General features: G+C 57.2%; 9 protein-coding genes. 6 read left to right on the plus strand and 3 right to left on the minus strand.

Features of this window, described 5'->3' with window-relative positions:
- Positions 1–126: 126 nt before the first annotated feature.
- Positions 127–1,167 (minus strand): Ldh family oxidoreductase, encoded by a 1,041-nt coding sequence (locus ACQKPC_RS21310; RefSeq protein WP_427626159.1) that lies wholly within the window; start codon positions 1,165–1,167, stop codon positions 127–129.
- A 267-nt stretch (positions 1,168–1,434) separates the two neighbouring features.
- Between ACQKPC_RS21310 and ACQKPC_RS21315 the strand changes: the two genes are divergently transcribed.
- A complete protein-coding gene (locus ACQKPC_RS21315) occupies positions 1,435–6,261 on the plus strand; it encodes a dermonecrotic toxin domain-containing protein (RefSeq protein WP_427626160.1) in 4,827 nt (1,608 codons plus the stop codon).
- 192 nt (positions 6,262–6,453) lie between these two features.
- Positions 6,454–7,455 (plus strand): FecR family protein, encoded by a 1,002-nt coding sequence (locus ACQKPC_RS21320; RefSeq protein ID WP_427626161.1) that lies wholly within the window; start codon positions 6,454–6,456, stop codon positions 7,453–7,455.
- Between the two features lie 52 nt (positions 7,456–7,507).
- On the opposite strand, the gene ACQKPC_RS21325 is transcribed toward ACQKPC_RS21320, so the two are convergent.
- Positions 7,508–9,856, minus strand: a complete 2,349-nt coding sequence (locus ACQKPC_RS21325) for an acylase (protein WP_427626162.1) — start codon at positions 9,854–9,856, stop codon at positions 7,508–7,510.
- Positions 9,857–10,090: 234 nt separating this feature from the next.
- Between ACQKPC_RS21325 and ACQKPC_RS21330 the strand changes: the two genes are divergently transcribed.
- Complete coding sequence (locus ACQKPC_RS21330; protein WP_192342916.1) at positions 10,091–10,462, plus strand: fe2+ zn2+ uptake regulation protein; 372 nt, start codon at positions 10,091–10,093, stop codon at positions 10,460–10,462.
- A gap of 19 nt (positions 10,463–10,481) precedes the next feature.
- Here the strand turns inward: ACQKPC_RS21330 and ACQKPC_RS21335 are convergent, their stop codons facing one another.
- A complete protein-coding gene (locus ACQKPC_RS21335) occupies positions 10,482–10,670 on the minus strand; it encodes a hypothetical protein (RefSeq protein ID WP_007901365.1) in 189 nt (62 codons plus the stop codon).
- 592 nt (positions 10,671–11,262) lie between these two features.
- Here ACQKPC_RS21335 and ACQKPC_RS21340 point away from each other — a divergent pair.
- Genes ACQKPC_RS21340 through ACQKPC_RS21350 form a run of 3 tightly spaced genes read left to right on the plus strand, consistent with a single transcriptional unit; the run spans position 11,263 to position 16,060 of the window.
- Positions 11,263–12,504, plus strand: a complete 1,242-nt coding sequence (locus ACQKPC_RS21340; protein WP_427626163.1) for an MFS transporter — start codon at positions 11,263–11,265, stop codon at positions 12,502–12,504.
- Between the two features lie 21 nt (positions 12,505–12,525).
- Positions 12,526–13,656 carry an acyl-protein synthase gene (locus tag ACQKPC_RS21345; protein ID WP_427626164.1) on the plus strand — a complete coding sequence of 377 codons (1,131 nt, stop codon included), beginning with the start codon at positions 12,526–12,528 and terminating at the stop codon, positions 13,654–13,656.
- A gap of 1 nt (position 13,657) precedes the next feature.
- Positions 13,658–16,060, plus strand: coding sequence for an aldehyde dehydrogenase family protein (locus tag ACQKPC_RS21350; protein ID WP_427626165.1), 2,403 nt, complete (start codon positions 13,658–13,660; stop codon positions 16,058–16,060).
- Positions 16,061–16,078 lie beyond the last annotated feature (18 nt).

The following is a 16,078-nucleotide window of genomic DNA, read 5'->3' on the forward strand; positions in this document are numbered from 1 at the left end:
GTCGTGAAGCCTACTCACGCGCTCTACACGATTCAGCGCGGAAACGGTTTTGGGGCCGCTTCGCGACCCAACGGGGGCAAGCCCCCTCGCCACAAAAGCCCGCTCCCACAGGGATTGCACACAAGTTCAGAGCCCGGCCAGTTCCCGCAGATTGGCCAGCGTCTGAGCATCAAGCACAATGCCTTCGACCTTGGCTTTGGCGCGCTGCCCGTGACGTCGATCACCCGGTAACCGCTTGAGCCCCACACCGTGCATCTGCCGGACCAGTTCCTGGCTGCGCTCGGCAAAATTCTGCCCCGCCGCTTTGCTCGGGTCGATCACGATCAGCAGTTGACCGGTCCAGGGTGTTTTCGCCCCCGGATGGTTCGACCAGTCGAACTCGAAAGAAAAATTGCCCCCCGTCAACGCCGCCGCCAACAGCTCCACCATCATCGACAGCGCCGAACCTTTATGGCCGCCAAATGGCAGCAAGGCGCCACCTTCAAGAACTGCTTTCGGGTCTTGAGTCGGCTGACCGAGGCTGTCCACCCCCATTCCCGCAGGCAAACGTTCACCTTTACGGGCAGCGATCTGTACATCGCCATGGGCGATGGCGCTGGTCGCCAGGTCGAAGACAATCGGAGCACCGTTAGCCCGGGGCGCGGCGAAGGCAATCGGGTTGGTCCCGAACAGTGGACGATCGGCACCGTGCGGCACCACGCAGGTCATGCTGTTGACCACGCTCAGTGCCACCAGCCCTTCATCGGCAAACGGCTCGACGTCTGGCCACAAGGCGGCGAAATGGTGGGAATTACGGATGGCCAGTACCGCAATGCCGGCGCTGCGGGCTTTTTCGACCAGCAATGGCCGCGCCGCCGCGAGGGCCGGTTGGGCAAAGCCATTACCGGCGTCAACCCGAACGAAGCCCGAGGCCACGTCCTCGACCACCGGCACGGCCTGACCATTGACCCAGCCGCTTTGCAGCGTCGACACATAACCAGGGATACGGAACACACCGTGACTGTGAGCCCCGTCGCGCTCGGCGCCGGCGCAGTTGAGGGCCAGGGTTTTGGCGACATCGGCCGAGGTGCCGTGGCGCAGGAAGATCTGCTCGAGCAACGCCGTCAGCGCTTCGAAGGACAGGTTTTGCGAGATAGCAGTAGACACAGGATCGTGTGGCGCAGACATCTGAAGCTCCAGAGTAATTATTGGAGGGGGCAACAGCGTACGAAAACCAACCGATTAACAACGGGCGACGAGCAGCCTGTCAACCTTTCGCTTGAACCGGAGCACCTGACCAGAGCCGATCGAACCGAAAAGCTGCTTTGGCGCACGTTGGCACGAACACCGGGCAGCCGTGCGGTAACTATCTACCACCTTCGACTCACCCGCGACTTTTAGTCTTGAGCCTCAACCCACAGGCGCATTCAGCAGCGCCCTGAACGAGACTCGACGATGTCCACACCTCCCGCTCCGCTATTTTTCCCCCAGGCCCTGCACTCGCCCGGCCACTGGAATGATCTGGGTAAAACCCATGGGCTGACGCGCAAGGATTTCGAATGGTTCAGTCATCTGGAACTGGCCAGCCAAACGTTACGCAGTCAACAGACTCCGCCCATGTTTGCCGAAAAAATCCTGCTCAATGCGCAAGACCTGGCCTCCATCCCCTTGGCCGGCAGCTTCGTGTTGAGCCTCACTCCGGACGACAACGGTGAAATTCTCTACACCCCGTACGCCGGCATAAAGAAGTTCCACAGCCGCGCAGCCTTGATCGAACAGCTGAAACGTCAGCTGAAGAGCGCGACCGAGGACGACGACCTGCTGGCCTTCATGTCGTTGTCTGCGCGTAAAACATTGGCGGCTGCGGCGAACATTCAGGTGAGCTTTCAGGCCATCGAGGGCGACGTATTCGAAGACCAGCGCACCGTCATCGCCAAAAACCAGCGAATGAACGAGCAGGCCATGCTGGACGAGTTGTTCAAGCTGCCAACACTCACCTCGCTGCTCACTTCGCTGCTTGATGAGTTGCTGCAGTCGCCATTCCCGGGCCTTGATCAAAGCCAGACCCGACTCAACTTTTACTCCGTTGCTCCGGCCCATGACGACAACCAGGAAAGTGCCCCACCCCGGCGCTGGATCAACTCCATGTCTCTGAGTGACGCGGTACTGTCGTATTACCGTCATCAGCGATGGCCGATCGGGCAGTCTCATGAATTCTCCCATCCGGAAAAAAAGCCGACGAGCGCTGACCAACACCAATGGGAAACCGCGGTAAAGACCGCTTCAAGCAAACTGATCAGCCTGCTTTCCGGGAAACTGCAACGCTACTGGGACGATGCGGCGGCTGACGGGGCATCCCGCCGCGATTTTTTCAGCCGGGCCATCCGTGAAAAGGCGCGCGCAGAGTTCCTGATCAAGCGCGAGGCCGAGATCATCAGCCCTGAACAAAGCCAGGCCTTGCATTCGTTGATTCAGCCGACGGCGGGCACTTCCTCGGCACTCAGCCTCGAGACGGTGCGTCTTTGGGAACACGCAGCCAACTATGTCGAACTGGCGGGCGCACTGATGATCAGCCACGCCAATTCCAAGGCCTTTCTTTACACCCCCACCCAAGGACTTCAGGTGCTGAAGGACTATCAGGACCTCAAAGATACCTTGCTGAGCAAATTCAGCGCGGTCGGTCACGAAGATGAGCTCTACGGCCTGCTGAGCCTGGAGGAGCGTAACCGGTTCATCGGTTTCAATCAGCCTCAGGTCTCCGGCGAGGTGATTTCAGGCTCGATATTCAAAACACTGTTTGAGGCGATCATCACCAAGCAACGGCAAAACATGGAATACGTTCTGCAGGTTTTCCGTCACAGCGACGGCACCGTGGACCTCCATGCCTTATTCGACAAGGCACTGGATATCCGCTCCATGATCAGCGATCAATTACTGACGCTGGATGTTCAAGGACGCTGGAGTACCCGGCCGGTGTTGTCTGGCAACCAGCTGCCCTCCATGGTCTTGGCGGATAGAGCCGCGGCTTTCGTAAAAACCTTCAGCGATGTCGAATCGCTGATCAGCGCGGAATTCGCCTCCCAGCCGATCGGCTCTCTGGCCCTGCAGCGCATTTACCTGGAGAATCTGAAACCGCGCCTGGCCCATGCGCTTTCCGTGGGTGTACGCGGAGAAGCCAGCCTTCGAGTGCTCAACGCCACGCTGCGGAACGCCGACCGGGCCATTGTCGATACGGTGTTCAACCCGGATCAACCGGATCGAGAAACGCGCCTTGCCCTCAATGGTTTCAGGCCTGACGCTTATTCACTGCTCCTTGAGTGCTCCGGGCAGAAGAATCTGCTGCCCTTGGCCAATTGCGTACTGTTGACCGAACGTGGCGGGCTCGATGTTCAACACTCCGGCCGGGCAATTCTGTGGACGCCTGCGACCGGGCTGGAAGTCTTCGCGACGGTCAGTAGCGCAACGACGGAATTGAACCGGCGCCTGCTCGACGCCAGCAAACGCCTGGAACTGCTGGAGAACCTCACCCCTGCCCAGCGCATATTCCACCAGCGCTATACGCTCAACTCGTTGCGACTGATTGAGGGCAACGTCCTGCGGCGCCTTGCGCAATCCTCCATAGACCACTTCCTGGCCCGTTGCGAACACCTGCGCAGCCTGAAGCTGGACGCTGCACAGCAGATCAAAGCGCTTAACGAAATGACGCAACGGGTCATCGACACCAACTTGCAAAGAGCCAGGTTGATCTCGCAGGCAATCACCCGACAGCAGTCCCTGCCTGCATGGCTTGGCATGGCCCCTGTCGAAGAACAGCAGTTACACATTGAACTGCTGGAGCAATACCACAACAGTGTCACCGACGATAAAGACTACCTGCACGGGGTCCAGACCCTGAAGTCCTATGTGCATGACCGATTGGTGTCCTTGCTCGGCAGCCGATTCACAGGAACGCAACTGGACCCCGACCACATCAAAATCACGCCCAACCTGGCCCTGGCCGGGCCGGCGCGTAGCCTGACCGAGTTTGCCCTGAACCCTGTCAACGCAGCTCAAGGCATCGGCTTCAAGATCGCCTCGACAACCTCGACGGCCCTTCCCGATCGCCTGAATCAGAACGCCGTGCGCCAGCTTGTGCAGTCACTGAATATCCACAGCGATTATGCAACGCGGGTGACGGATGCATTGACTAAAGCCGGCACCGATGCCGACAAACGAAAGCAGCGTTTTATTCAGCAACTACCGTGGCAACTGTTGCAACACGCTCATGCACTGAAACTGCAGCAACATCTCAGTGCCAGCGCTTTCGACTTGATCTGGCAGGTTCTCGACATGCCGGACGCCATTGCCCGCGCGGCTGTAACAGGTGCCCACGCCATCGTCAGGCCGCTGGAACTGATCAAGACCGCAGGCGCCGCGGCCGTTAAAACCCTGGGTCTGTACCTGATCGGCCCCGGTGTCGGACATGAAGGGCCGCAAATCCTGTATGCGCCCTACCACACAGGCTCCGTGTTCACCGAATTCGAGAACCAAGCCAGCGTTATATCTGCGATCAATGCGCCAGGGGTACTGCAGAATCTGATCATTCGTCGGCTCCCCGAGGGCGAGCAAACCTTGTTCGGCAACCTGCTCAAGTCCACCGTCGGACAACAAAGCGAAATCACCCTCGCGTCCACTCCCATTAACGGCAACCTGCTTGCACAACTGTTCAGCGATAATGTCGGCCTTCTATCAAAAATGCTGGGCAGCCAGTCAGAGATCACCGGCCAGGCCGACTGGGAAACCGCCAAAAACCTGTTCAGCGCCGGTATCAGACTGATTTCGGGCCTGTTGCCGGGCAAACTCGCCTATGGGCAGTTACTGTGGCAAAGCTACAAGGACTTCAAGAACTCCGCCGAAGCGCTGCAGGATCATCACTGGAAACAGGCATTGCAGGCGTTTATTGCCGGCACCGCGCAAATGGTGACGCTGGGCAAGTTGTCGCTCGAGGCTTCAGCGCCCCCTGCGCAAGCAACCTCTACCGCGCCTGTTGCCAAACCGGTGGCCGCCTTGCCATGGTTGAAAGTGAAGCCGACGGCTCTGATGCGCACGGTGTTGCAGCCTTTCGAGGCCTCGGACGCTGCATTAAAGGATCTGAAGAAGAGCAGCACCAATGGAACTTACGTGGACTCGACCAGCAATCGTACGTACGCCCCCGTTGAGGGAAAGGTTTACCCCGTGGTCAAAACCGGGCCGGTCTGGCGAATGATCAAAGACCGACAGCAGGGTCCCGCGTTGCTGGCGGCTTCCGGTCAGCAGCTAGTGATCGATCCGGACATCCACACGGTCCATTACGGCAAAGCCCTGTCGAAAATGCACAATCAATATGTTGTTGATCGCACGGCTCGAGACATTCTGAATATCGAAGCCCGGGGAATGGAAGAGATTCGGACAAAACACCCGGAAAAAGCACGCATGATCGTGCAGGCCATAGACTTGGCTCGCTATTACGCGTTTAACAGTCTGCATAATCTGGCGCAGCTCAGACACCTGAATCCGGGGACGCGGCTGGATACCTTTCTTAAAGCCTTTTTTGATGCTGACCACCTCGACGCCAGCCTCCTGGACAAAATCAAAAAGGTCATCGTTCCCATTTGCACAGCGCTGGTGAACCCAAACGAGGACTTGATGAACACCGAACGTTTTGTGGTCGGTTCAAACAAATACGAGACCAATAGCACGATCGCTTTTGTTGTGCATGACGATGCACAGAAGCGTGTGCATTTCACGGAGATGTTTTTTGACCCGCAACTTGATTGGTACAAGTCCTGTTTGACTGAACCTTTCGACGTCGACGACCATGCCCGGGCCGCTACCCTGATTCATGAGTTCTCCCATATTTTTTCAAACACCGTAGATATTGCAACGCTTGAGGCAAGGCGTCCGTTCACCGATCTGATCGCCACCGTCATCGGTTTCGGTACGCAAACCAAACAGACTCAGCAGGACTTCCAGCGAGAGGCACTGTCCCTGGAGACCCCGCGGGAAGAACTGTTTGCCCGCTGGAACGAAACATTGCAGTCATGGATCAGTCTGGACTCGATTGAGGGTTTGGAGCATGTGGGTAAGGACATCCTCAAAACGACGAGCTGCAAAACGATGGATGAGGCTCGCAACGCCTTCCTGAATCCACGGAAGGTAGACCTGCGAGCCGACATCATTTTGCGCAACGCCGACTCGATCGCTCACTTGATCTGTGAAATGGGTCGACAACTGGATCCGGTGCCAGCCCCGCCCACTGCCTGATATTCGGCCGTAGCAGCTGTCGAGCTCCAGCGAGGCTGCTACGGCGGGATCAGTCCTGGAGGCCTTGACCATTTTTTCACTCCATTGATGTCTCCATGTGAAAATAAGTTGTTCTTTGATGGGCAAATGCCATGACGGTTGTTCTCGCAGACTTCCCCTCAAGGTTAGAATGCAGGAAATCAGGATGAGTCAATGACCGACCACTCTCTCTCCCAAGCACAATACGACGCCATCACCGATGCCGCTGCGCACTGGTGCATGCGTTTGCATGCCATCGACTGCACAGCCGAAGAGCGTCAGGCGTTCGAGCAATGGCGTGATGCCCATCCCCTGCATGCTTTCGAGTACGAAGCCATGCTGGAAATCTGGGAGGTTGCGGGCGATTTGCCTCGTCCCGAATCTCCCGCGCCGGCTGTTCGCGGCAAACCGACAATGCCTTGGCGCACTTTCGGCATTGCCGCCACCGTCTGCGCCTTGGCGTTGCCGCTGGCGGCCTATACCGGATGGAACCTGGGTTGGCTGCCCAATGCCTATCAGCATTTCGAGGCGACCGATAATGTTCGTCAGGTCACGCTGAGCGACGGCAGTCAGGTGGAGCTGAATCTGGGCACTGAACTGATGTTCAGCAATTACAAGGATCAGCGTCGGGTCACGCTGAAAAAAGGCGAAGCCTTCTTCAGCGTCAGTCATGACCTGCAGCATCCATTTATCGTCAAGGCAGCCGATGGCAGAATTCGCGTCACCGGTACCCGATTCAATGTCTGGATGTATGAAGACCAGGTACGCGTGAACCTGATCGAAGGGTCCGTGCTGGTGACCAGCAACGGTGCCTTGCCCGGCGAAGGTTCACGTCTTGAACCTGCCATGCAGGCACGTTATCGACACGGCGACTTCACGCCGCAAATCAGCCAGGTCTCTGCCGATGACCACTCGCTGGCGTGGCGCAGCGGCAAACTGGTGCTCGATGATCTGACGCTGACCGATGCCCTGCCCTTGATCAATCGTTATTTGAACAAGCCAGTCATGATCGCGGACCACAGCACCGGCTCGATTCGCCTCGGTGGTGTCTACAACATCAAAGAGCTCAATAGCCTGGTGGCTTCGTTGCCCAAGGTGCTGCCGGTCTATCTGACCCGCAACAAGGACGGTAGTCCGGTCCTCAATTCAATTCCGCAACAAGCCCCAAAAAGCTGAAGGCCGCCACCCTTGCGGGGTGCGGCCTTCATGTTTCATTCGAACGCTATCGCTATTGCTGCGCGGCGATCTTCCCTGCTTTCTCATCCTGTTCGCGGATCGTCTGAGCCTGGTACTGCGGATCGGACGTGATCTGCTGCTCGGTGAACGGCAACACACTCAACTGCTTCTTCGAAAAGGCCAGTGTCTGGTCCCGGGAGTACTTCGATGCCGGGTCACTGGACAATGAGAATGCCAACAAACCTTGAGCCTGCGGCCCCTTGTCATCGAAAGTCACCACCTGCAAATAGCTGGTGCCACTGACAACCTCGCGTTTGCCGTCGGTTCTCGGCACGCTTTGGATCGCGTTATACACACCCAGCGTGCCCGGCCCGCCATGGATCGGCGTTTGCTGCCCGCCACTGCTGACCACCTGGATATCGCCCCAGCGGCTATCGGGCTTCAGGCCAAGGGTTTTTACCTGTTCGACCGAGGCCAGCATCGCCGCCCGAATCGCTTTGGCGACGTCTGGCCGTTCAATTGCCAGGCCACGCGGTGTGTGTTGCGGATCCTTCGGATCGAACGCGACACGCCAGACGCCAGGGATTTGCTGCAACGGCTCCATGACATTTTGAAAATGCACAAAGCCCAGTCCACTGTCCAGATTCACCCGGCGATCCCAAGCCTTGAGACTGGCACACAACGGCGTAAGCGTCGGCGCATCGGCGCCAAGATCCGCGGCGCAGAATTGCAGCAGGTCCGGCATCACCTGGGTCGCCTGATACACCTGGTCGTCCATCACCATGTGTTGCAGATCTGCCGCAGCGACAGGGCCGGCCTTGCTCAAATTCCCCAGACGCTCCAATGCAAAGCGCGAACGCAGCCCCAACGGTTGATTGTCCTGACTGACCAACGGCGAGAAGCCGGTAAGCGGTTGTGCCGGGTTGGCCATCCAGGCCGAATCATTGGAATGCTGCACAAAATCTTTGCGCAACAGTTGCGGCAACTTGTCTGCCGCATAAATACCTTTTTGCGCAGCGTGCGGGTCGATGTCCCAGGCACAGGCGCTGTTGGAACCGTCGAGCAGGATCATCTGTAATCCGGCCCGAGGATCGCTGCACTTGGCCAGCTTGTCGGCATTGACGTTCGGCACCACCGACAGGTTCATGTAAAGCGTCTGCCCCTGATCGTCCACCGCCAGGGTATTAACCCACGGAATCCCCTGAATCTTATGCACCGATGCCTGAAAATCCTTGAGGCTGGCGGCACGGTTCATCGCATACCACTGTTGCAAGACCCGGTCGTTATCCAGATTGGCATCGCGCAAGCTATAGGCGAACTGGTTGTTCCAGTCCAGCTTGCCAGGCCATTGCACAATCGGGCCGAATTGCGAACTGTAGACCACATGGGAAATCTGCCGGGTCTGGCCATCGGCTTGCTTCACGTTCACTGCCAGCGTCTGCTTTTTCATCGGCAAGGACTTGCCATCCAGCAGGTAACGGGTCGGATCCTTGGGATCGAGTTGCAGACGATACAGCGTGAAATGCTTGGACGAATCCACCGTGTGGGTCCATGCCAGGTGCTGGTTGAAACCAATATTGATCATGGGCAGGCCGGGCAACGCGGCGCCCATGACGTCCAGTTTGCCGGGAATAGTCAGGTGCATCTGATAGAAACGCATCCCACCGACCCAAGGAAAGTGCGGATTGGCCAGCAGCATCCCGCGTCCGTTGAACGAACGTTCGCTGCCGACCGCCACGGCGTTACTGCCGCGATCCAGAGCGAAACGTTGCATGCGCGAAGCTGCCAGCTGGAACGACACGGGTTCGCCTGCCATATGGGCAACGGCTTTCGGCGGGGTAGCGCCGGCCAACGCTTCGGCAAACTGACCCACGCCGCCTTCGACCAGCAGACGTCGGGTCAGCTTGACCAGATCCTGCGCAGTGATCGCGCGCACCCATTCGCCCTGGCATTGCTGCGGCAAACCCTGGGCCTGGCGCTCTGTCAGCGAACGGTTGTAACCGGCCACATAACCGTCGATGAGCTCACGAACTTCAGGCGTTTGCGCCTGCCAGAAAGCGCCGACTGCCTGCGGCGTATTCAACCAGTTGAAGAACAGATCGCTGGCCAGGTTCCCTCGCTCTTCGACGGTAAACTGGTCCGGCCCAAAATACCGTGAGCGCTCGCCATTGACGGTGACAATCTCATTGGCCAGCAAGCACAGATTGTCTTGAGCGTAGGCATAGCCAATGCCATAGCCGAGCCCGCGCTCGTTGTCGGCACGAACATGCGGCACGCCGAAACTGGTTCGACGAATCTCGGCTGTCGCCTGCTCTGGCTGGCTGCGCGCGTTTGCCGCAAGACTCAGCCCCAGCAACACACCCGCAAGGCTCAACCTGGTTAACTGCCTGGAAATAATCACGCTCGCTCCTGATCGAAAAGACGTATGACACGCAATGCGCCTCCCCTTAAAACGAAGCAAACCGCAAAAATTTAAGCCTTTGAGGGTGCCCCTACGCCCGGCTCACGGGCCGCTGACGTACTGGCGACAAATTTTCTACATACGGGTCTTCATTATTTGCCTGGCTCGTTCGTCTTATTGACTGAGAGCACCCATCACATTTTTCCTGATCAGGCTCTGAAAAGGAGTTTTTGCATGTACAACCCGCAACTGCCAACGGACGGTAGCCATGCGCCAAAGGCCAGCACTCTGGGCTCCGGCGTTTTCAATCAACCAGCCGAACGCCACGGCAACGAACGGATCAGGTTTCTGCTCAAGAGCTTTGGCCTGCGAACCAGTCTGATTCGCCTGAAAGTGATCGACGCCTTGCTGACGGCCGCCCAAAGCGACCGCAGCCTGGGTGTGCGTGGCGTGCACAGTCACTTGCTGGACCTGGACATTCCCCTGTCCTTTCTCAGTGTCCGTGAAGTGTTGAAACGCTTGTGCGGTGAAGGCGTGATCACCCTCAATCCGGACAAAAGCTACAGCCTGCATCCACAGGCTGCCGCCGTCCTGTTCAGCGAGTAATCCGGCCATGGGGCGTCGCTCAAGGCTTGACCTTGCGACGCATCACGCCATTGATCACCACCACGAGCACCGCCACGCCAATGGCGATGTATTGGAACAGCTGCTCTGTGATGATCCCTGCATTTTGCAGCCAGGAAAGGCCGAACATGATCCCCAGTACCACCAAGGAAATCAGTATCGAGTATTTCAAACGTTGCGACTGGGTCATTGCGGGTTCCTGAACCAAAAAATGTATCCGACTTGTATTCGATTGCATGCCAAGCCACTACCGATCTGCGGGAGTGAGGCTGCAAGCGAGGTCGTATGTTACAACCGATGACGAAATTTGACTTCATTGCGGCGATAACCATGAGGATTTTGCAATGTTTCGTCGAATCACACAGCTGATTCCTTTGCTTACGCCCTTGACATTGAGTGGCTGCATCGTCTTGCCCCTATGGTTGGGTGGCATAGCGATCGCCGTTATGGCTATGGCACCCGGTTATGATGCGCCTCGATAACATTCAATAGTTTGCCGGAGCGGTTATACAACTGAATTATTTATTCACCCCGAAAACTTATCCTACAAGCGCCAATACAAAGGCACGCGTTATAGCAGGCATTTCTCGTGTAGGACAATTCTGATCCAGCTGGGAATTTATTACGAACTCACAACCTCTTTTCCCTAAAGGTTCAAAATCTGACACACAATAAAAAAGCACTGAAACTTTTTGCCTCAAACAAGCACATGAAATTCGTCATGAGCCATGGATATTCTTGTACTGCCGTCTTATCAAACTTCCGGCACCAACAGGAACATCATGCACAAACCGTTAATAGATATAAGTTCGTCTCGACTCCTTGGCTTTTGCCTTGCAATCACTCTTTTTGAACTTCTGACTTACATGGCCAGCGATATGATCATGCCGGCCATGCTGACCGTAACCCATCAATTGAATGCCAGTGCGAGTCATGTTCCCTACGCCTTCAATCTTTATTTGGCAGGGGGCATTCTTTTGCAGTGGTTTATCGGTCCACTGTCCGATCATTTCGGTCGTCGCAGAATGCTGCTCATCGGTTGTGCGGTATTCGCTCTAGCCTGTGCTGCGGCGTTTTACGTGCAGAGCATCTTTGTCTTCAATGGTTTGCGCCTGATTCAGGGCATGGGATTGGGATTTGTCATCGCGGTCAGTTATCCAGCCCTGCAAGAAGTCTTCTGTGAAGCCGACGCAGTAAAGATCATGGCATTGCTGGGCAACGTGGCACTGCTCTCCCCGCTGCTGGGTCCGTTGCTCGGCAGCCTGATGCTGGAATGGCTCTCCTGGCGGGAGCTGTTTTTACTGTTAGGGGTCGGCGGTGCGATGGTCTGGTTGGGGCTTTATTGGTACATGCCGGAAACGGTGGGCACCTTGCGTCAGGACGGTCAGCGACTGGCTGCCATACCCTTTGAATGGGGCGGCACGGTGCGCCGCTACGCCGCTTTGCTCACCAACACGCAATTCCTGCGCGCCACCGTCGCCTTGGGACTGATGAGCCTGCCGTTGATTGCCTGGATCGGGCTGGCACCGCTCTTGCTGATCCAGAACCAGGGACTTTCCACCCTGCAGTACGGCCTGTGGCAGATCCCGGTATTTGCGGCAGTCATTCTCGGCAATCTGATACTCAACCGATTGATTGCCAACACTGAACTGCCCCAACTGATTCGATACGCGCTCTGGCCGTTTTGCGGTGGGCTCATCGCATTGGCCGCCATTACTTTCACCGGAGCCTCGACGCTCCTGTTGGTCAGTTGCCTGTCGCTTTACGCCATCGGTCTTGGCATGAGCAACGCCGCGCTGTACCGGCTCGCGCTGTTTTCCAGTGATGACAGTAAAGGGCTGGTCTCAGCCGCGATCGGCATGATCTCCATCGCTGTCATGGGTGGTGGTGGCTCGATTATCGCGGCCCTGGGTGCCGGTGACAGCCTTGAGTCCTTCGCTCTGATGGCCTGTCTCATGGGGCTATTGTGCCTGGCGCCCTTGAGACTGTTTCTGCGTCGTTCTCACCTCCCGCTTGCGATCTGACACCAACCAGTAGGTCTTTTGATGATCCATCTACCCCATACCGATGCGCTTTGTGCGTTAACGCAACCCTATTGCCTGGATTCCGTGCCGGACGGTCTGTTCGACCGGGCCATGAGCGAAATCAGCCTGTTTCATTGTCATCACACTCCCGGATACGAACGCTGGTTGAATGCTAATGATCTTGATGCCAACGCCCTGGAGTCGCTGGATGACTGGTCAAGGTTGCCGCCGATTTTCGCCAATTACTTCAAACGTCATCTGGTGTTCGGTCCCACAGGCGAAGGCGCGCTGGAGCTGACATCATCCGGCACCAGCGGCCAGAAGAGTCGCATGCGCTACGACCACCGCAGCATGGCCGCGGCACAAGGCATGGTGAACCACATTTTCCGGCATTACGGCTGGGATACACCGGACAGCCCCTGCAACTATCTGCTCCTGAGCTATGAGCCCGAGGCAGCCATCACCCTGGGCACTGCCTATACCGATCAGTTTCTTTGCAGCTACGCCCCCGTCAACCGTGTCGCTTACGGCTTGCGCCTCACCGGCAAAGGTCATGAGTTCGATCTTTTTGGTGTGATTCGAGCCTTGCAAGAATTTGCCGAGGAAGGATTGCCCGTTCGCATTCTCGGTTTTCCGGCGTTCCTTTCGCATGCCCTTCAATGCATGGAAGACACCGGCGTGGCTGATTTGCAATTGCCTGCCCAATCATTGGTGTTTCTGGGAGGTGGCTGGAAAACCCAGGCGGCACAGGAGATTCCCCTGCATCAGTTGTATGCCCGAATCAATCGGCAATTGGGTATCGACCTGCCCCGCTGTCGGGACGGCTATGGCGCCGTAGAGCATGCAGTGCCTTATATCCAGTGTGCCCACCATCATTTTCATGTACCGATCTATTCGAAGGTTTTCGTGCGCAACCCATCCGATTTCACTGTCCAGCCATACGGCCAGCGCGGCTTGCTGGAATTCGTCTCGCCGTACATTTCGTCAAGCCCTGCCCATGCCGTGGTCATGGGCGATCTGGCAACATTACATCCTGGCGCCAGTTGCGGATGCGGTCTGCCAACCGATTGGTTCGAGCTCCATGGCCGTGCCGGCACCTCTGCCAGTCGCAGTTGTGCCATGGCCGCTTCCGAACTGATCGGAGGCGCTTGATATGTACCTGATCAATGGCCAGTTGCGTGATGACATCACCCCGGAAAGTGCCCTCGAACTCCTTAAGAAACCATTGCCTCGGCTGCTTTCTTCACCGATCGATAGTGAGACCGTTATCGAGTCTGCTGTCCGCTTCGCCACGAAGTTGCAATCTCGTAGCCAGGATCTGCCCCTTGACGATGAGCAATATCAGGGGCTGATCGATTTCTGCCAGCGCAGCAACCTGAACACAAAACTTGAGCGAGAGCTGGGCCTGCAACCGCGTTCGCTGCGACGTATCGACTATCGACAGCCATGTTTCGAAAGCTGGCATCCATTAGGCTTGGTGGTGCATATCACCCCAGGCAATGCGCCGTTACTGGCGTTCTGCGCAATACTCGAAAGCCTGCTGGCCGGCAATATCAACTGGTTGCGCCCCAGTGCCAGCGATCAGGGGTTGACCGCACAGTTGCTGGCCGCCCTTGTGCAATGCGACAGCAGCGGCAGGCTGGCCGAGTTCGTAGCAGTTCTGCCGGTTGACACCTCACGGATAGCTCAACTTTGCGCCACGGCAGACGGAGTATCGGCCTGGGGTGGTGTAGCAGCGCTCAAGGCGATTCGTCAGCAGATTCCTGCGGGATGCCGCTGGATCGATTGGGGGCACAAGATCAGCTTCGCCTATCTGTCACCTGAAGCGGCAGAGCCCGCCGCGCTCGATGCCTTGGCAGATGAAGTCTGTCGACTGGATCAACAAGCGTGCTCCAGCCCTCAATGGGTGTTGGTGGACAGCAACGATCCGGCGGTCCTGCACGACCTCGGAGAGCGTCTGGCCGAAGCCTTCAAACGTCGCGCCCCACAGTGGCCGGCGCTAATGCCGACAGATCAGGAAGCTTCGGAAATCACCACACGCACTGCCATGGCGCAGCTTGATCAGTGCTTTACCCATCAGACCGGCCAGGTGTGGACCGGCTCCGGGTGGCGTGTCATCTGGGAGCATCATCAGACGCTCGCGCCATCGCCGCTGTTTCGTACAGTACTGCTCAAGCCAGTCCCACAGCACTTGCTTGCCGAATCACTGTTGCCCTGGCGAAACGTCCTGCAAAGCTGCGCACTGATAGCCTCCCCGGCAGGGACACCCGAGCTTGTTCGTACACTGGTCAACGCCGGCGTCACTCGCATTGCTCCTTGCGAGACGATTCATGATGGCTACGCTGGCGAGCCTCACGATGGTGTTTATGCGCTGTCGCGTCTGAGTCGCCGCCTCTCAGTGAGCCTGGCCGCTGATGTCTCGATTGGCCGCTCAACGCTCGACCCGGTGCCGCCTGCCCCTGACACAGCCCGTGGCCCGATCATGGACAAAGACACCTTCACGACCCAGCCGATCAGCCCCACGGCACAGCTGTATTTTCGCTCCGGCGGTAGCAGCGGCACTCCGGCACTGGCAGGTTTCAGCTACCGAGACTTCCAACGACAAATGCGCGCCGCGGCTGATGGCATGTTCGCTGTCGGGCTCGATCCGTCACAGGACCGGGTGATGAACCTGTTCTATGGCGGGAACCTGTACGGTGGTTTTTTCAGCTTTTCGAGCATTCTTGAACAGATGGGCGTTGCACATTTGCCTATGGGGGCTCCCCAGGACGACGACTTCAGCGAAATCGCCCGACTGATCGTGGAGCAACGAGTCACCGTGCTGATTGGCATGCCCAGTACGCTGCATCGCCTGTTTTTCAAGGAGCAGGCCCGACTTCGCGACTATGCCGGTATTGGCAAAGTACTCCTTGGCGGCGAGCATCCGGGCGAGGCCAGTCGAAGCTTGATGGAAAGTTGCGCAGTGTCGACGATTCGTTCTGCTCTCTACGGATCCGTCGATGCAGGCCCACTGGGTCATGCCTGCCGGGCTACCGCAGACGGCGTGTTTCACTTGATGTGCGAAACCCAGTATCTGGAGATCGTTCAGTTCGAACAGGATGTGCCGGTGCAAGCCAATGAGATCGGCCGTCTGCTATTTACCTCCCGCGCCCGGCAAGGTCAGCGCGTTCACCGATATGACATCGGCGATACCGGCCGCTGGCTCCCCGGAGCCTGCCCTTGTGGACTGGAAACGCCGCGATTCGAACTGCTGCAGCGGCACGGCAAACTGGTGCGAATTGGCACGGAGTTCATCTCACCTTCGGCGCTGGAACACAGCGTAGGAGTCCCCATTCAAGTTGTTCTGGATTACACCGCCAGTGGCGTCGAACGAATGCAAGTTCGAACGGATGCCGATATCACTTGGGTACGAGAAAAATTGCTGACCCATGAAGCATTGGCAAATGCCATAGCCGCTGCCCTGTTAGTTGTTGAAGTAATCGCATGTGCTGAACATGAATTCATACAAAACAAGCACAGCGGAAAAGTCCCACTGATTGTCGATCGAAGAATATAAAAACAGAACGTTTCAACG

The organism is Pseudomonas sp. NPDC089918 (assembly GCF_050280605.1).
Classification (GTDB): Bacteria; Pseudomonadota; Gammaproteobacteria; order Pseudomonadales; family Pseudomonadaceae; genus Aquipseudomonas.